This is a genomic window from Streptomyces sp. NPDC107517, from assembly GCF_055582645.1.
Genome location: NZ_JBVJPM010000005.1, coordinates 1 through 16312 on the forward strand (window position 1 = coordinate 1; position 16312 = coordinate 16312).

At 72.6% G+C, this 16312-nt stretch carries 15 protein-coding genes and 1 rRNA gene; 13 read left to right on the forward strand and 3 right to left on the reverse strand.

The genetic code is table 11. The features are described 5' to 3' along the window. Positions 1-213 precede the first annotated feature (213 nt). The 3 genes from rrf to ACZ67T_RS13490 all read left to right on the forward strand — a co-directional run bounded on the left by rrf (position 214) and on the right by ACZ67T_RS13490 (position 2518). Positions 214-330, forward strand: a 5S ribosomal RNA gene (gene rrf, locus ACZ67T_RS13480). Positions 331-509: 179 nt separating this feature from the next. Then, a complete protein-coding gene (locus ACZ67T_RS13485) occupies positions 510-1799 on the forward strand; it encodes a hypothetical protein (protein ID WP_469984432.1) in 1290 nt (429 codons plus the stop codon). Beyond that, positions 1691-2518, forward strand: coding sequence for a tetratricopeptide repeat protein (locus ACZ67T_RS13490; protein ID WP_469984404.1), 828 nt, complete (start codon positions 1691-1693; stop codon positions 2516-2518). The genes ACZ67T_RS13485 and ACZ67T_RS13490 overlap by 109 nt, the downstream gene beginning before the upstream one ends. 127 nt (positions 2519-2645) lie before the next feature. Here ACZ67T_RS13490 and ACZ67T_RS13495 read toward each other — a convergent pair whose 3' ends face one another. Next, positions 2646-3935: a DUF1015 domain-containing protein gene (locus ACZ67T_RS13495; protein WP_469983798.1), complete on the reverse strand. Its 1290-nt coding sequence runs from the start codon at positions 3933-3935 to the stop codon at positions 2646-2648. Between the two features lie 72 nt (positions 3936-4007). On the opposite strand from ACZ67T_RS13495, the gene ACZ67T_RS13500 reads away from it, so the two are divergent. From ACZ67T_RS13500 to ACZ67T_RS13515, 4 genes are all read left to right on the forward strand, one after another. Beyond that, positions 4008-5036 carry an HAD hydrolase-like protein gene (locus ACZ67T_RS13500; protein ID WP_469983799.1) on the forward strand — a complete coding sequence of 343 codons (1029 nt, stop codon included), beginning with the start codon at positions 4008-4010 and terminating at the stop codon, positions 5034-5036. Positions 5037-5208: 172 nt separating this feature from the next. Further along, entirely contained in the window at positions 5209-6252 is a 1044-nt protein-coding gene (locus tag ACZ67T_RS13505) for a FecCD family ABC transporter permease (protein ID WP_469983800.1), read from the forward strand. Beyond that, positions 6249-7277: a FecCD family ABC transporter permease gene (locus ACZ67T_RS13510; protein ID WP_469983801.1), complete on the forward strand. Its 1029-nt coding sequence runs from the start codon at positions 6249-6251 to the stop codon at positions 7275-7277. Before ACZ67T_RS13505 ends, ACZ67T_RS13510 begins: the two co-directional genes overlap by 4 nt. Continuing rightward, positions 7274-8167: an ABC transporter ATP-binding protein gene (locus tag ACZ67T_RS13515; protein ID WP_469983802.1), complete on the forward strand. Its 894-nt coding sequence runs from the start codon at positions 7274-7276 to the stop codon at positions 8165-8167. Before ACZ67T_RS13510 ends, ACZ67T_RS13515 begins: the two co-directional genes overlap by 4 nt. Here the strand turns inward: ACZ67T_RS13515 and ACZ67T_RS13520 are convergent. After that, positions 8151-8498, reverse strand: a complete 348-nt coding sequence (locus ACZ67T_RS13520; protein ID WP_100599023.1) for an SCP2 sterol-binding domain-containing protein — start codon at positions 8496-8498, stop codon at positions 8151-8153. The two genes, ACZ67T_RS13515 and ACZ67T_RS13520, sit on opposite strands and share 17 nt — an antisense overlap. A 42-nt stretch (positions 8499-8540) precedes the next feature. Between ACZ67T_RS13520 and ACZ67T_RS13525 the strand changes: the two genes are divergently transcribed. From ACZ67T_RS13525 to ACZ67T_RS13550, 6 genes are all read left to right on the forward strand, one after another. Beyond that, the gene (locus ACZ67T_RS13525) at positions 8541-8834 is read left to right on the forward strand and encodes a hypothetical protein (protein WP_469983804.1); all 294 of its coding nucleotides are present in this window, start codon (positions 8541-8543) and stop codon (positions 8832-8834) included. A 7-nt stretch (positions 8835-8841) separates the two neighbouring features. Beyond that, on the forward strand, positions 8842-9657 hold the full coding sequence (locus ACZ67T_RS13530) for a TlyA family RNA methyltransferase (RefSeq protein ID WP_384250983.1): 816 nt from the start codon (positions 8842-8844) through the stop codon (positions 9655-9657). Continuing rightward, positions 9654-10559 carry an NAD kinase gene (locus tag ACZ67T_RS13535; RefSeq protein WP_469983805.1) on the forward strand — a complete coding sequence of 302 codons (906 nt, stop codon included), beginning with the start codon at positions 9654-9656 and terminating at the stop codon, positions 10557-10559. The genes ACZ67T_RS13530 and ACZ67T_RS13535 overlap by 4 nt, the downstream gene beginning before the upstream one ends. Before the next feature lie 187 nt (positions 10560-10746). Next, positions 10747-12474: a DNA repair protein RecN gene (recN, locus tag ACZ67T_RS13540; RefSeq protein WP_469984406.1), complete on the forward strand. Its 1728-nt coding sequence runs from the start codon at positions 10747-10749 to the stop codon at positions 12472-12474. A gap of 6 nt (positions 12475-12480) precedes the next feature. Further along, complete coding sequence (locus ACZ67T_RS13545; protein WP_469983807.1) at positions 12481-13245, forward strand: hypothetical protein; 765 nt, start codon at positions 12481-12483, stop codon at positions 13243-13245. A 179-nt stretch (positions 13246-13424) separates the two neighbouring features. After that, positions 13425-14594 carry a glycosyltransferase family 4 protein gene (locus tag ACZ67T_RS13550; RefSeq protein WP_469983808.1) on the forward strand — a complete coding sequence of 390 codons (1170 nt, stop codon included), beginning with the start codon at positions 13425-13427 and terminating at the stop codon, positions 14592-14594. A 24-nt stretch (positions 14595-14618) separates the two neighbouring features. Here the strand turns inward: ACZ67T_RS13550 and ACZ67T_RS13555 are convergent, their stop codons facing one another. Continuing rightward, the gene (locus ACZ67T_RS13555; RefSeq protein WP_469983810.1) at positions 14619-16289 is read right to left on the reverse strand and encodes a PucR family transcriptional regulator; all 1671 of its coding nucleotides are present in this window, start codon (positions 16287-16289) and stop codon (positions 14619-14621) included. Between the last annotated feature and the right edge of the window lie 23 nt (positions 16290-16312).

A 16312-nucleotide genomic window follows, 5' to 3' on the forward strand; every position in this document is an offset into this window, starting at 1 on the left:
GTTGATAGGCCAGATCTGGAAGCCCGGTAACGGGTGGAGGTGACTGGTACTAATAGGCCGAGGGCTTGTCCTCAGTTGCTCGCGTCCACTGTGTTTGTTCTCAGATAACGAACAGTTGTGTCGGCTGAACGGCTGCACTACTTAATTGAAGAGTGTGCTTGTTCGCTGCCTTGTTCGGGAACCCGTTTCCTTGAAACGGGACACTGATAGGGTTTCGGTGGTCATAGCGTGAGGGAAACGCCCGGTTACATTCCGAACCCGGAAGCTAAGCCTCAAAGCGCCGATGGTACTGCAGGGGGGACCCTGTGGGAGAGTAGGACGCCGCCGAACAATTTTTAGAGGACCCCTGGTCCCAGCACACACGCTGGGACCAGGGGTCCTTTTTGTTTTGTCGAAGCGCGCCGGCTACCCGGCTGCGCGAGAATGACTGCGGTACCGAAGACAGGAGTCACCCATGTCCACCAACTCTCCCGACGAGCGACCGGAACGCGACCAGCGACACCGGGACAGTGGTGACCGGGACCGGGGCGGAAACCGAGGCGGACCGCGACGCGACAACGACCGCGGCGGTTACGCGCCCCGCCGGGACGACCGCGATCGCGGTGGCGACCGGGACCGTGGTCCCCGTCGTGACGGTGACCGTCCCCCCTTCCGTCGTGATGACCGCGGTGGCGACAACCGTGGCGGCGGCTTCCGCCGTGACGACAGCCGCGGTGGCGACAACCGTGGCGGTGGCGGGTACCGCCCGCGTGACGACCGCGACCGTGGTCCCCGTCGTGACGGTGACCGTCCCCCCTTCCGTCGCGATGACCGCCGTGACGACAACCGGCGAGACGACCGTCGCGACAACGACCGCGGTGGATACCGTCCCCGCGATGACCGTCGTGATGACCGGCGTGATGACAGCCGTGGTGGCGGTTTCCGTCGCGACGACCGTGGTGGGTACCGTCCGCGTGATGACCGCGGTGGTGACAGCCGTGGTGGTGGGCTCCGTCGTGATGACCGTGGTGGGTACCGTCCGCGTGATGACCGCCGTGATGACCGTGGTGGGTACCGTCCGCGTGATGACCGCCGTGATGACCGTGGTGGATACCGTCCCCGCGATGACCGCCGTGACGACCGCGGTGGTGACAGCCGTGGTGGTGGCTTCCGCCGTGACGACCGTCCCGCCTTCCGCCGTGACGACCGCGGTGGCGACAGCCGTGGTGGTGGCTTCCGCCGTGACGACCGTCCCGCCTTCCGCCGTGACGACCGCGGTGGCGACAGCCGTGGTGGTGGCTTCCGTCCGCGTGACGACCGTGACCGTGGGCCGCGCCGTGATGGCGACCGTCCCGGCGGCGACCGCCCTGCCTTCCGGCGTGACGAGCGTCGCGACACCGACCGCGGTGGGTTCCGCCCCCGTGACGATCGGCGCGATGACCGTCGTGACGACCGGCGTGATGACAGCCGTGGTGGCGGTTTCCGTCGCGACGACCGTCGTGATGACAGCCGCGGTGGTGGCTTCCGTCGCGACGACAGCCGCGGTGGTGGGTACCGGCCGCGTGACGACCGCGACCGTGGGCCGCGCCGCGACGACCGTGGTGGGCGTCCCGGCGGGTTCCGTGGGCGTGACGACCGTGGGGGCGACGACCGCCGTGGTGGCGGGCGCTACCGCGACGAGCGTGACCGCGACCGCGAGCCCATCCGCCGGCTGCCGATCCCCGAGGACGTCACCGGCGACGAGATCGACAAGGACGTACGGCAGGAGCTCCAGAGCCTGCCGAAGGGCCTGGCCGAGGACGTCGCCAAGAACCTGGTGATGGTCGCCAAGCTGATCGACGAGGACCCCGAGCAGGCGTACGAGTACTCGAAGATCGCGCTGCGGCTCGCCTCCAGGGTCGCCGCCGTGCGCGAGGCCGCCGGCTTCGCCGCGTATGCGAACCAGAAGTACAGCGAGGCGCTCGCCGAGTTCCGCGCCGCCCGGCGCATGACCGGCAACGTCGAGCTTTGGCCCGTCATGGCGGACTGCGAGAGGGGTCTCGGCCGGCCCGAGAAGGCCCTCGACATGGCCGGTGCGCCCGAGGTGGCCAAGCTGGACAAGGCCGGACAGGTCGAGATGCGGCTTGTGGCGGCCGGTGCCCGGCGTGACATGGACCAGCTCGACGCGGCCATCGTGACGCTGCAGAGCCCCGAGCTCGCCTCGAACTCCGTACAGCCGTGGACCGCGCGTCTGCGGTACGCGTACGCCGATGCGCTGCTCGCGGCCGGTCGTGAGGACGAGGCGCGCGAGTGGTTCGCGAAGGCCGTCGAGTCCGACCGGGACGGCAGCACCGACGCGTCCGACCGGCTCGCCGAGATGGACGGGGTCGAGTTCGTCGACGCCTTCGAGGACGAGTCCGACGACGCTCCCGACGCTGTCGCGGGGCCGAAGGCTCCCGCGGATGACGATGACGAGCCCTGGGTCGAGGAGAGCGCGGACGTCGAAGAGTTCTACGACGAGGACGACGAGGAGTACGAGCGCGGCAACGACAAGGGCTGAGCTCGGCGCTGTGAGCGGCTGACCGACGGCCGCGCATGACGCAGCATGACGAACGGGCGGGATCCCAGCGATGGGGTCCCGCCCGTTCGTCGTATGCGCCTACGGCCTGTGGGCGCGTGATTCGCCGTCAGTCCGCGAGCGTGCGCAGCACCAGACCGGTCGCCGGCTTCGGGCCGAACGACGTCGACTTGCGGGGCATCGTCACGCCCTGCCGTGCCAGGTCACGGACCACTTCCTCGCGGACCGGGTGCATGAGGACCGCCGTGCCGCCGTCACGTTCCGCCTTCGCGACCGTGGCGGCCGCGTCATGGATGTACGCGATGTGCTCCGGCGCGTCCTCGGGGATGCGCCAGACATGGTCCAGGAGCGTGGAGTGCAGGACCGTCGCGTCCAGCGTGCGCCAGGCCTCCGGGCGGTCGGCAGGGATGGTGCGGGCCAGGAGGTCCGGGGACGGGGCGTCCGCGAGGTGGAAGGAACCGGCGCCGGCGAGGAGGAACGCGTTGCCGTGGGTGGCCGCGTCGGCGAGGGCGTCCAGGGCGTGCGACAGAGGTCCGGGGACCTCACGCAGGCGGAAGGAGCCTTTCAGGGCGGCCAGGGCGTCCGGGACCGCGAGGCGGTGCAGGAGACGATGGATGGCGCGGACGCGCAACGGGTAGCGGGCCGTGTCCACGAGGAGGACCAGGCCGAAGTCCCAGGGGGAGGGGGACGGCCGTTCGTCGCGCAGGCGCAGATATGTCGCCCAGCGGTGGTGGCCGTCCGCGATCAGGGCCTGGTGGCGGGCGAGGTCCGCGCGGATCTCCGCCAGTTCGGCCGGGTCGGTGACCGACCACATGCGGTGGCCGAAGCCGTCCTCCGTGGTCGTCGCGAGGAGCGGGGGGCGCTTGACCGTGCGTTCGACGACCGCGGTCGTGCCGGTCGCGTTGCCCTCGCTGCGGTAGGTGAGGAGCAGGGGTTCGAGGTTGGCGGCCGTGGCGCGCATCAGCCCCGCGCGGTCGGCGACCACGTGCGGCATGACGTCCTCGTGGGGCAGGACGACCCCATCGGACGGCTCGGACAGGCGCAGGGCACCGATGACACCGCGCTGGAGGTGGTCGCCGTCGCGCTGCTCGTAGACGTACAGCGCGGGGGTCTCGTCGGGGGCCAGGACGCCCTCGGAGAGCCAGCGGCGCAGGGTGTCGGCGGCGAGAGCGTTGCGGGTGTCCGGGGAGACGGCCTGCGGGAGGATCAGACGGACGATGTTGTGCGGGTCCGCGGACTCCAGGTGGTGCAGACCGTCGGGGCGTACGACCACGTCGTACGGCGGTGACGTCACGGCGGCGAGGCTGCCCACGCGCTCGGGGACGTACCGCACACCCCTGAACGGCATCAGGTCGAGGCCGTCGCTGTCTGTCGGACCTGGGGGACCTGCAGTGTTCATTGCTGCATCGTATGTGTGTCAGTGGCATGAGCGATGATCGGGGGAGTGGGATCGAACGAGGAGCGATGTGTAATGAGCCAGACCGTCAGGACGCGGCCCGAAGGCAGTGAGCGGGCGCTGAACGAGGCGTACGACACGGCGCTGCTCGACCTCGACGGCGTGGTGTACGCGGGCGGTGACGCCATCGCGCACGCCCCCGAGTCGCTCGCTGTGGCGCGCGGCGCGGGCATGGGGCTCGCGTATGTCACGAACAACGCGCTGCGTACGCCGGACGCGGTGGCCGAGCATCTGACGGAGCTGGGAATTCCGACGGACGCGGCGGATGTCATCACGTCGGCGCAGGCCGTGGCGCGCCTGATCAGTGAGCAAGTGCCGGACGGGTCACGGGTGTTGGTGATCGGCGGGGAGGGGCTGCGGGTCGCGCTGAGAGAGCGCGGGCTCGAGCCGGTGGACTCGGCCGACGACGAGCCGGTGGCGGTGGTGCAGGGGTATGGCGGGCCCGACCTGGTCTGGGGGCGGTTCGCGGAGGCCTGTTACGCGATCGCGCGTGGTGTGCCGTGGTTCGCGTCCAATACGGACCTGACCATTCCGAGCGCGCGCGGCATCGCTCCGGGCAACGGCGCGGCGGTCGAGGTCGTCCGAATCGCGACGGGTGCGCAGCCGCAGGTGGCCGGCAAGCCGCTGCCTCCGATGCACCGCGAGACGATCCTGCGGACCGGCGCGGAGCGGCCGTTGGTGATCGGCGACCGCCTCGACACGGACATCGAGGGCGCGTTCAACGGGGAGGTGGACTCGCTGCTCGTGCTGACCGGTGTCACCGACGGCGCGCAGCTCCTCGCCGCGCCGCCCCAGCACCGGCCCACGTATGTCGACGTCGACCTGCGGGGCCTGCTCACCGGGCAGCCGGAGGTCGTGGCGCAGGGGGACGGGTTCGCGTGCGGGGGCTGGGCCGCGACCGCGCGGGGCGAGCATCTTGAGCTGGAGGGGGACGGCGAGGCGGTCGACGGGCTGCGTGCCCTGTGCGCGGCGGCGTGGACGGCGGCCGGGGACGGGACCTGCGCGCTCGACGGGGCGAAGGCGCTGGCGCGGCTGGGGGTTTGAGGCGGCGGTGGCGGGGAGGCGTGCCGGTGGGTGCGGTTTTTCCCGCGTTTTCCCGTTTCCTCGTTTTCCGCTTCCCTGTTTCCCGCTTGCCCGTTTTCCCGCGCAGCTCCCGTCGGCAGCGATGCGGGTAGCGACCTCGAAGAGAATGGGGAGGGTAGGCTAACCTAACCGCGTGTTGGTCGACAGTCCCCCCGAACAGCGCGCGGACACCGCCGCCGCGCCCCCGAACCGCTGGGCGATACGTACGGTCGGGCTCCTCGGAGCCGTCGTCGTACTGCTCGCGCTCCTGGTCGTGAGCATCGCGATCGGGGCGAAACCCCTGCCCGTGGACCAGGTGTGGCACGGCCTGTTCGACGACACCGGGACGTTCAGTGACGTCGTGGTCGGCGAGCGGCTCGCGCGTACGCTGCTCGGGCTCCTCGCCGGTGTCGCGCTCGGACTCTCCGGGGCGGTCCTCCAGGCGCTGACCCGTAACCCGCTGGCGGACCCCGGACTCCTCGGCATCAACATGGGCGCCTCGGCGGCCGTGGTCACCGCCATCAGCTTCTTCGGCGTCAGCTCGCTGACGGGCTATGTGTGGTTCGCCTTCCTCGGGGCCGCGGCCGTGGGTGTTCTCGTCTACGTCCTCGGGGGGATCCGCAGCGCGACGCCGGTGCGGCTCGCGCTCGCCGGGACCGCCATCAGCGCCGCGCTCTACGGTTATCTCCAGGCCGTGATGATCATGGACAACGCGGCGCTCGGCAAGATGCGCTTCTGGACGGTGGGTTCGCTCGTCTCCGCCGACATGTCGACGATCCGGCAGGTGCTGCCGTTCATCGCCGTCGGCACGGTGCTCGCCCTCGCGCTCGCGCGACCGCTCAACGCCATGGCGATGGGCGATGACACGGCCCGCGCCCTCGGCGCGAACCTGAACAGGACGCGCGCGCTGTCCATGGCGGCAGCCACGCTGCTGTGCGGCGCCGCGACCGCCGCCTGCGGGCCCATCGTGTTCGTCGGGCTCATGGTGCCGCACGTCGTGCGCTCCTTCACCGGCCCCGACCTGCGCTGGATCCTGCCGTTCTCGGCCGTCCTGTCGCCCGTACTGCTGCTCGGCGCCGACGTCCTCGGCCGGCTCGTGGCACGGCCCGCCGAGATCCAGGTCGGCATCGTCACCGCGATCATCGGCGGCCCGGTCTTCATCTACCTCGTGCGCCGGCGGAAGGTCACCCAGCTGTGAAGGCGATCCGTACCCGGGGCGGTATCTCCCTGCGCCTCGACATCCGCGCGTTCGTGGTCGTCCTCGTGCTGCTGTGCGCCGCGCTCGCCGCGAGCGTCGCACTGATCGGCACCGGCGACTTCCCCATCTCCGCCACCGACGTGATCCGTACGCTGGTCGGCAAGGGTGACCCGGGGCAGGAGCTCATCGTCAACGACCTGCGGCTGCCCAGGGTCCTCGTGGGCCTCCTCGTGGGCGCGGCGCTCGCGCTCGGCGGCGCGCTCTTCCAGGCCATCTCCCGTAATCCGCTGGGCAGCCCGGACATTCTGGGCCTCGGTCAGGGTTCCACGGCGGGTGCGCTCGTCATGATCGTGCTGTTCTCGGGGGGAGCCGCCCAGGTCGCGCTCGGGGCGCTCGTCGGCGGTCTCGTGACCGGGTTCGCCATCTATCTGCTCGCCTGGAAGCGCGGCGTGCACGGATACCGGCTCGTCCTGGTCGGCATCGGAATGTCCGCCATCATGACCGCGGTCAACGGCTATCTGCTGACCAAGGCGGACATCGTCGACGCCGCCCGCGCGACGGTCTGGATGACGGGATCGCTCGACGGCCGCGACTGGAAACAGGTCTGGCCCCTGCTCGCCCTGTGCGCCGTCCTCGTACCCGTGGTCCTCGCGTACGCGCGCCCGCTGCGCATGCTGGAGATGGGCGACGACGTGGCGAACGCGCTCGGGGTGCGGGTCGAGCGGACGCGGCTCGTCCTGCTCGTGGCCGCCGTGCTGCTCACCGCCGCGGCCACCGCCGCCGCGGGACCCGTCGGATTCGTCGCCCTGACTGCCCCCCAGCTGGCCCGGCGGCTGACCCGCTCGCCCGGTCCGAACATCGCGGCGTCCATGTGCATGGGCGCGGCCCTGCTCGTCACCGCCGACTGGATCTCGCAGCGCGCCTTCGGGGCCGACCAGCTGCCCGTCGGAGTGGTCACCGGAGTCGTCGGCGGTGTCTATCTGCTGTGGCTCCTGGTGTCCGAGCGGAAGGCCGGCCGGATATGAGCGACAGCAACCCCAGCCAGAGCAACAAGCGGAGGAGCACCACCGTGAACCGACTGTCCGCCGAGAACGTCACCCTGGGCTACGACCAGCGTGTGATCGCGTCGGAGCTCTCGGTCGAGATACCCGACAACTCCTTCACCGTGATCGTCGGCCCGAACGCCTGCGGCAAGTCCACGCTGCTGCGCGCGCTGTCGCGGATGCTGAAGCCCTCGACGGGCCGGGTGCTCCTCGACGGGCAGGCCATCCAGTCGATGCCGGCGAAGAAGGTGGCGCGCACGCTCGGGCTCCTGCCCCAGTCGTCGATCGCGCCCGACGGCATCACCGTCGGCGACCTCGTCTCGCGCGGCCGCTACCCCCACCAGGGCCTGCTCCGCCAGTGGTCCGGCGAGGACGAGCGGATCGTGCAGGAGTCGATGGCGTCCACCGGAGTCGCCGAGCTGGCCGATCGCTTTGTCGACGAACTGTCCGGCGGCCAGCGCCAGCGCGTATGGATCGCGATGGCGCTCGCCCAGCAGACCCCGCTGCTCCTCCTCGACGAGCCGACCACGTATCTCGACATCCAGCACCAGATCGACGTGCTCGACCTCTGCGCGGAGCTGCACGAGGAGCAGGGGCGCACGCTCGTCGCCGTCCTGCACGACCTCAACCACGCGGCCCGCTACGCCACCCACCTGATCGCCCTGCGCGGCGGCGAGGTCATCGCCGAGGGAGCGCCGGGCGACATCGTCACCGCAGACCTCGTCGAGCGGCTCTTCGGGATGAAGTGCCAGGTCATCGACGATCCGGAGACCGGGACGCCGCTGGTGGTGCCGGCCGCGCGGAAGGCCAGGAAGGGGCTGGCGCGGGGCGTGGAGGCGCCCGCGAAGGCGGTGGCTAAAGCAGCGTCCTGAGCCGCAGCAGGTCGCGGAAGCCGGCCTCCAGCCTGATCCGGCCGGAGGCCCACGCCTTCGCGAAGTTCAGCCTGCCGTCGACCATCGCGACCAGGTCGTCGCCGGTCATCGCGAGCCGGATCTGCGCCCGGTCGGGCGGCGGCCCGTCGACCGTGTCGAGCACCTCGATCCGGCCGTTCTCGAGCCGGCCCGTGAACGTGATCTTGAGATCCGTGACATGGCAGCTCAGAGAGCGGTCGAGCGCAGCAGCGCTGCGTACCCCGCCCTCCGCGCCCGCCAGATTGTCCGAGAGTTTGTCGAGTGCGGCACGGCACTCCTGCGTCGTCGCCATCGCGGTCGACCGTACCCCAGTGCTACGCGGTAGCGTCGTGGCATGAACGACTCTCATCCGGACCCCGACCAGGTGCCGGACCAGGCGGCCGGGGCCCCGGAGGCCAGGGACGAACCGTCGTACGAGCCCGCGGCCCCGGCCCCCCTCGGCGTCCCGCGCACCCCCACCGGGAACGCGGACGTGGACACCGGGCTCGACCGGCTCGCCGACGTCGACCACCTCACTGCCGACGGACACATCGAGGTGTACGAGGATGTACACCGGGGCCTGCGTGACGCGCTGACCGCGCTGGACGCACGCCCCGAGCCCTCACCCTTGAACCGACACAGGAGCTGAACCGAACGTGGCAGGAGTGGCACGACGCCGCCTCGACGCCGAGCTCGTCCGCCGGAAGCTCGCCCGCTCGCGCGAGCACGCGAGCCAGCTGATCGCCGCGGGGCGCGTCACGGTCGGCAAGACCACCGCGACCAAGCCCGCCACGCAGGTGGAGACGGCCGCCGCGATCGTGGTCACGCAGGACGACAGCGACCCCGACTACGTCTCGCGCGGCGGCCACAAACTCGCGGGGGCGCTCGCGGCCTTCGTGCCGCAGGGGCTCGCCGTCGAGGGACGCCGCGCGCTCGACGCGGGAGCGTCCACGGGCGGGTTCACCGACGTACTGCTGCGGGCCGGCGTCGCCCATGTCGTCGCCGTCGACGTCGGGTACGGACAGCTCGCCTGGTCGCTGCAGAGCGATGAACGCGTCACCGTCAAGGACCGTACGAACGTACGCGAGTTGACGCTGGAGGCGATCGATGGAAAACCCGTGGACCTGGTCGTCGGAGACCTGTCCTTCATCCCGCTCGGCCTGGTGCTGCCCGCCCTCGCGCGGTGCGCGGCGCCCGACGCGGACCTGGTGCTCATGGTGAAGCCGCAGTTCGAGATCGGCAAGGAGCGGCTCGGCAGCGGCGGTGTCGTGCGGAGCCCGGAACTGCGGGCCGAGACGGTGCGCACGGTGGCCCGACAGGCGTTCGAACTCGGCCTCGGCGTACGGGGTGTGACGGCGAGCCCGCTGCCCGGGCCGTCCGGAAACGTCGAGTATTTTTTGTGGCTCCGCGCCGGTGCGCCCGAACTCGACCCGGCGGACGTTGACCGTGCAGTGGCGGAGGGGCCGCGTTGACACAGACTCGAGCTCGAACTGTTTTCCTGCTCGCGCACACCGGGCGGCCCGCCGCCATCCGGAGTGCCGAACTGGTCGTCGAAGGGCTGCTGCGCAGCGGCATCGGCGTGCGGGTCCTGGAGTCGGAGGCGGCGGACCTGCCGCTCCCGGCGTCGGTGGAGCTCGTGAAGGAGGCGACTCCGGAGTGCCTCGACGCCTGTGAGCTGCTCGTCGTCCTCGGGGGCGACGGGACGCTGCTGCGCGGCGCCGAGTTCGCCCGCGCCTCCGGCGTCCCGATGCTCGGGGTGAACCTCGGCCGCGTCGGCTTCCTCGCCGAGGCCGAGCGCGACGACCTGGACAAGGTCGTCGACCGCGTCGTCACCAAGGCGTACGAGGTCGAGGAGCGCATGACGATCGACGTCGTCGTGCACAGCAACGGCGACATCGTGCACCGCGACTGGGCGCTCAACGAGGCCGCCGTGCAGAAGATGTCGGCCGAGCGGATGCTCGAGGTCGTCCTGGAGATCGACGGGCGTCCCGTCACCGGCTTCGGCTGCGACGGCATCGTGTGCGCCACGCCCACCGGCTCCACGGCCTACGCGTTCTCCGCCGGCGGGCCCGTCGTGTGGCCCGAGGTCGAGGCGCTCCTCATGGTGCCGATCAGCGCGCACGCCCTGTTCGCCAAGCCGCTGGTGACGTCGCCGGAGTCGGTGCTCGCCGTAGAGGTGCAGCACCACACTCCGCACGGCGTGCTGTGGTGCGACGGGCGGCGGACCGTGGAACTGCCCGCGGGGGCGCGCGTCGAGGTGCGGCGCGGGGCGGTGCCGGTGCGGCTCGCGCGGCTGCACCACGCCTCGTTCACGGACCGACTTGTCGCCAAGTTCGCGCTGCCCGTCTCCGGCTGGCGCGGCAAGCCCCACTGAGGGCGCTCAGCGGCGGCGCAGGCTGCCCGGTCCGGTCCGGTACGCCCTCGCGGGTGACAAGGGGCGACAAAAGGGCCGGGCGGAGCCGCTCGCGACCTGCGAATTCGGCCCGTGGGCCGGGAAGCGGGGCAGGGCCCGTCGCACACAGGGCCCCCGACCTCGTAAGGTCGTGTCCGTGTTGGAGGAGATGCGGATACGGTCGCTCGGAGTCATCGACGACGCGGTGGTCGAGCTGTCGCCGGGATTCACCGCCGTGACCGGCGAGACCGGTGCGGGCAAGACGATGGTGGTCACCAGCCTCGGCCTGCTGCTCGGCGGGCGCGCGGACCCAGCCCTCGTGAGGATCGGCGCCAAGGCGGCGGTCGTCGAGGGCCGGATCACCGTGCCCGAGGGCACCGCGGCCATCGTGCGTGCCCAGGAGGCGGGCGCCGAGCTCGACGACGGGGCGCTGCTCATCAGCCGTACCGTCTCGGCGGAGGGGCGCTCACGGGCGCATCTCGGCGGGCGTTCGGTGCCGGTGGGCATGCTGACCGAGCTCGCCGACGAGCTCGTCGCCGTGCACGGCCAGACCGACCAGCAGGGGCTGCTCAAGCTGTCCCGGCAGCGGGGGGCCCTCGACCGGTACGCGGGAGACGCGGTCGCCGTGCCGCTCACCAAGTACCAGGCCGCGTACCGTCGGCTCCGGGCCGTCAGCGCCGAGCTCGACACCATCGTCACCCGCGCGCGTGAACGCGCTCAGGAAGCCGATCTGCTGCGTTTCGGTCTCGACGAGATCGCGGCCGTCGAGCCGCGCGCCGGCGAGGACGTCGAGCTGTCGGCGGAGGCCGAGCGGCTCGGTCACGCGGAGGCGCTCGCCTCGGCCGCCTCCGCCGCGCACGCCGCGCTCGCGGGCAACCCCGAGGACCCCGAGGGCGTCGACGCCACGACCCTCGTGGGCGGCGCGAACCGTGCGCTCGACGCCGTGCGTTCGCACGACCCGGCCCTGTCCGCGCTCGCCGACCGGATCGGCGAGATCGGCATCCTCCTGTCCGACGTGGCGGGGGAACTCGCCGGATACGCCGACGACCTGGACGCCGACCCGCTGCGGCTCGCGGCGGTCGAGGAGCGGCGGGCGGCGCTGACGCAGCTCACGCGCAAGTACGGGGCGGCCGACGAGGGTACGGCTGGGGTGCTCGCCTGGGCCGAGCAGGGCTCCGCGCGGCTGCTCGAACTCGACGGCGACGACGACCGGATCGGTGAGCTGACCGCCGAGCGGGACGGGCTCCGCGGTGAACTGGGCGCCCTGGCACAGGCGTTGACGGACTCCCGCACGGAGGCGGCGTCACGCTTCGCCGCGGCCGTCACGCAGGAACTGGCCTCGCTCGCCATGCCCCACGCGCGCGTGTCCTTCGACATCCGCCGCACCGACGACCCGGACGGCGTCGAGCTCGACGGGCGCACGGTCGCGTACGGCCCCTCGGGCGTGGACGAGGTCGAGCTGCTGCTCGCCCCGCACCCCGGCGCCCCGCCGCGGCCGATCGCCAAGGGAGCCTCGGGCGGTGAGCTCTCCCGCGTGATGCTCGCCGTGGAGGTCGTGTTCGCCGGGACCGATCCCGTGCCCACGTATCTGTTCGACGAGGTCGACGCGGGCGTCGGCGGCAAGGCTGCCGTGGAGATCGGCAGGCGTCTCGCCAAGCTCGCCAAGTCGGCGCAGGTCGTGGTCGTCACGCACCTTCCGCAGGTGGCGGCGTTCGCCGACCGGCAGCTCCTCGTCGAGAAGACGAACGACGGGACCGTGACCCGGTCCGGCGTCACCGTCCTCGAGGGCGAGGACCGGATCCGCGAACTGTCCCGGATGCTGGCGGGCCAGGAGGACTCCGAGACGGCGCGCGCGCACGCGGAGGAACTGCTCGCCACCGCCCGAGCGGACGCGTAACCGCCCGTGGGAAAGCGTGTGGTGGGCCGGTTCGCCGCCGTCGCGGCCGGTGCCGTCGTGGCCCGGGCCGGGTTTGCGGCGCTGCGGCGGGCAAGGCCGGGCGGGCCGGGCCTGTGGGAGCGGACGAACTTCGCGGGCCGGGCCGTCGACCTGTGCGCCGGTCCGGCCGTCGTGGCCGGGGCCGTCGCCGGTGCGGCCGCGGCCACCTCGGGCCGGGACCGCCGGGCCGCGGTCCTCGCCGTGCTCGCCGCCGGGGCGTGCGGCGCGTACGACGACGTGGCGGGTGCCGGTGATCCGCGCAGCGGGTTCCGGGCCCATCTGTCGGCGCTGCGCGACGGTGAACTGACCAGCGGGGCCGTGAAGTTGATCGGTGTCTCCGCCGCGGGGCTCGCCGCGGGTTCGCTGCTCGAGGAACGGATCGTGGACAAGGCGCTCGCCGGTGTCGTGATCGCCGGCGCGGCGCACTTCGTGAACCTGGTCGACGTACGGCCCGGGCGGGCGGCGGTGGCCGTGCTCGCGCTCGGGGCGCCCGGACTGCTGAAGGGGGCCATCGCCGCGGCCCCCATGGGCGCGGTGGCCGCCGTCCTGCCGGAGGACCTCGACGGGCGCACCATGATCGGCGACACCGGGGCACACGCCCTGGGCGCGGCGCTCGGCGTCGCCGTCGTCGCGGGGAACGGTCGCGCCGGACTCCTCGCACACGCGGCCGGACTGGTCCTCGCCGCGGCATACGGGGACAAAGTGACCGCAATGGCCCGCGGGGCGGAGTAAGTTCGACACGCCTGAATTCACGCGTGTGAGTGATCCCGTACGACGTGTTGCCCACTCCGACACGGTGGGGACTCCGGGCCGGTGCCGGAACGCCCGTACGGGCTGGCATCCTTGGCCCAGACCGTTACGGCGCGACACCCCGCGCGTCCCGCACCGACCGACCCAGGAGTCCCGGCCACGTGAGTCACGTGAGCAGCCAGCCAGCGCACGGCCAGTCACCGATGCGCACCGTGCAAGTGCTCGGCGGCGGCAGCGCCGGAAGCAGCACGCACGTCAGGTCGCTGGCCGCCGGGCTCGTCGCCAGAGGAGTGCGCGTCACGGTGTGCGCACCCGCCGAGGTCGCACACGTCTACGGCTTCGCGGACGTCGGCGCGCAGCACGTCACCGTGCCCCGCAGCAGCGACCCCGGGTCCGTCGCGGCGCTCCGGGTCGCCTGTGCCGACGCCGACCTCGTCCACGCGCACGGGCTGCACGCCGCGCTGCGGGCCTCCCTCGCGCTCAGTGGCAGGACCACGCCGCTCGTCGTCACCTGGCACACCCGCTCCCACGCCGAGGGTGCCCGCGCCCATCTGCTGCGTCTGCTCGAACGGCGCGTGGCCAGGGCCGCGTCCGTGGTCCTCGGCACCTCGTCGGACCTCGTCGAGCGGGCCCGCGTCCGCGGCGCCCGCGACGCAAGGCTGGCCGCGGTCGCCTTCCCGGCGCCGCGCCGCCCCGACGCGTCGGAAGCCGCGCCGGTGCCGGGGCCCGAGGGGCCCGAGGACCCGGAGGGCCTGCGGCACAAGTCACGGGCCGAACTAGGCGCTGTGGACCGGCCGTTGCTGATGGCCGTAGGCAGCCTCGTGAAACACCGCGGGTACGGGACGCTGCTGGACGCCGCGCGCACCTGGCGTCATCTCGACCCGGTGCCGCTGCTCGTCATCGCGGGCGAGGGACCGGAACGGGGCACGCTCCAGCGCCGCATCGAGAGCGAGCGGCTGCCGGTACGGCTCGTGGGGCGCCGTGACGACGTCTCCGAGCTGCTCGCGTCCGCCGATGTGGCTCTGCTGACCAGCAGTTGGGAGTCCCGGTCGATCCTCGCGCAGGAGGCGCTCCACGCGCGCGTGCCGCTCGTCGCCACCGACGTCGGCGGCATCCCCGAACTCGTCGGCGACGCCGCGGAACTCGTCCCTTACGGTGACGCGCGCGCCCTCGCCGACACCGTCACCCGCCTCCTGTCCGACCCCGCGCGCCGCGACGAACTCAGGGAGCGCGGCGCCGTACAGGCGGCGTCGTGGCCGACGGAGGACGAGACGGTGGCTCAAGTGCTCAGCGTCTACGACGAGTTGACGGGGGCCCGGCCGCCGGGCTGATCTGACCAAGGCCTGGCGGCACCCTCACCCCACATGCCTGCGCGCCCGCAGCGCGAGGCTCAACGCGAGCACCGTCTGCGGGTCGTCGAGGTCCGTGCCGAGCAACTCGCTTATGCGGGCGAGGCGGTTGTAGAGCGTCTGGCGGTTCAGATGGAGTTCGCGGGCCGTCTCCGCCTTGCGGCCCGCGTGCGCCAGATACGTCTGGAGCGTGGGCAGCAGCGGGGGCTTGGCGCGGCGGTCGTGGGCCTGGAGGGGGCCGATCGCGCGCTCCACGAACGCCGCCAGGTCCGGATGGTCCCGCAACCGCCACAGCAGCAGGTCGATGTCGAGGCGCCGCGCGTCGTACCAGGGCCGGTCCGACAGGCCCTGCGCCGCCGTGGCCGTCTCGGCGGCGTGCCGCAGGCCGGCCGCGGCCGCGGCCCAGCCGCCCGCGCCGCCGACCACGACGACCGGCGGCTGCGTCCCGGCGCGCTGCATGCCCGCCCGCTCGACCCCCGCCCGCAGCGCCGCGGCCACCCGGTCCGCGACCGCCGTGCGCTCCGAGTCCGACCGCAGCCCGAGCAGCAGCGGAACGCGCCCCTCGACGGGCCGTACGCCGAGCAGGACCGGAACGCCCACCGCGGCCAGCTCCTCGGCGACCGCCCTGGCGAGGACCGCCCAGCCGCCGCCGGGGGAGAGGCCCACCGAGCCCACCGACGCCTCGGGCAGCCGCATCACGACCGGCAGCAGCGGCCCCTGGCCACCCGGCTTGAACCCGAGGACGCGGGCCTGCGCCGGGGCGTCGTCCGGCGTGATCCGGCCCTCCGCGAGATCCGTGAGGAAGTCACCGCGGCCGCGCGCCGCCAGCTCCTCCTCCTGGCGGGCCTGCATCAGCACGACGGCGAGGCTGCTCGCCGCCCGTTCCGCCGCGATCCGGTGCACGGGCACCAGCGGTGCCGCGACCGGCAGCAGGACGAGGCGTGCCCGCACGGACCCGGTACCGGGCCCGCCGCCCGGCACGTCGACGAGCACGGCTCCGGCGGGAGGCTCGTCCCGGTCGGCGGGCTTGCCGCGCATCCCCTCCCACACCTGGAGCGGGTCGGCGACCTCGGGCTCGCCCCCGGCCGCGTACAGGAGCTGCCCGTCGGCCGTCTCCAGGAACACCGGGTTGCCGCTGAACTCGGCGAGGATGCGCAGGACTTGAGGCACTCCGCCGCCGCCGAGCAGGGCCTCGGTGCAGCGCCGGTGCACCTCCTCGGCGCGCTGGAGGAGCGCGTAGTGTCCGTTGACGATCTCGGTGTGGACCTCCTCGGTGACCGTCACGAACGGCACCTCGCGGTGCAGCTGCACCAGGGGGAGGCCGGCCGTGCGCGCGGTCTCCACGAGTGCGGCCGGCAGCCGTGCGAAGCGCTGGCCCAGCTCGATGACGAGGGCGGAGATGCCGCGGTCGGCGAGCTTGCGGACGAAGGCCCGCTGCTCGGCGGGGCGCGTGCCGATGCCGAACCCGGTGGTCAGGAGCAGCTCGCCGCCCTTGAGGAGCGAGGCGATGTTGGGCACCTCGCCGGCGTGCACCCAGCGCACCGTGCGCTGCAGCCGGTCCGCGCCCGCCACCACTTCCGGGAGCCCGCTGCGCAGACCTGGCAGTTCCAGGGCCCGCTGCACGGTGATGCCGCCCTGGGTGCCGGGCGCGCTGCTGTGGGGGGCCTGAGTGTCCATGGTGCGGACGCTACCTGCGCGCA

What these genes read in the sequence shown, in the direction of transcription:
- ACZ67T_RS13495 (WP_469983798.1), bottom strand. Translation starts at nt 3,935, where the DNA reads ATGAACACTGCAGGTCCCCCAGGTCCGACAGACAGCGACGGCCTCGAC.
- ACZ67T_RS13500 (WP_469983799.1), top strand. Translation starts at nt 4,008, where the DNA reads ATGAGCCAGACCGTCAGGACGCGGCCCGAAGGCAGTGAGCGGGCGCTG.
- ACZ67T_RS13515 (WP_469983802.1), top strand. Translation starts at nt 7,274, where the DNA reads ATGAGCGACAGCAACCCCAGCCAGAGCAACAAGCGGAGGAGCACCACC.
- ACZ67T_RS13520 (WP_100599023.1), bottom strand. Translation starts at nt 8,498, where the DNA reads ATGGCGACGACGCAGGAGTGCCGTGCCGCACTCGACAAACTCTCGGAC.
- ACZ67T_RS13525 (WP_469983804.1), top strand. Translation starts at nt 8,541, where the DNA reads ATGAACGACTCTCATCCGGACCCCGACCAGGTGCCGGACCAGGCGGCC.
- recN (WP_469984406.1), top strand. Translation starts at nt 10,747, where the DNA reads ATGCGGATACGGTCGCTCGGAGTCATCGACGACGCGGTGGTCGAGCTG.
- ACZ67T_RS13555 (WP_469983810.1), bottom strand. Translation starts at nt 16,289, where the DNA reads ATGGACACTCAGGCCCCCCACAGCAGCGCGCCCGGCACCCAGGGCGGC.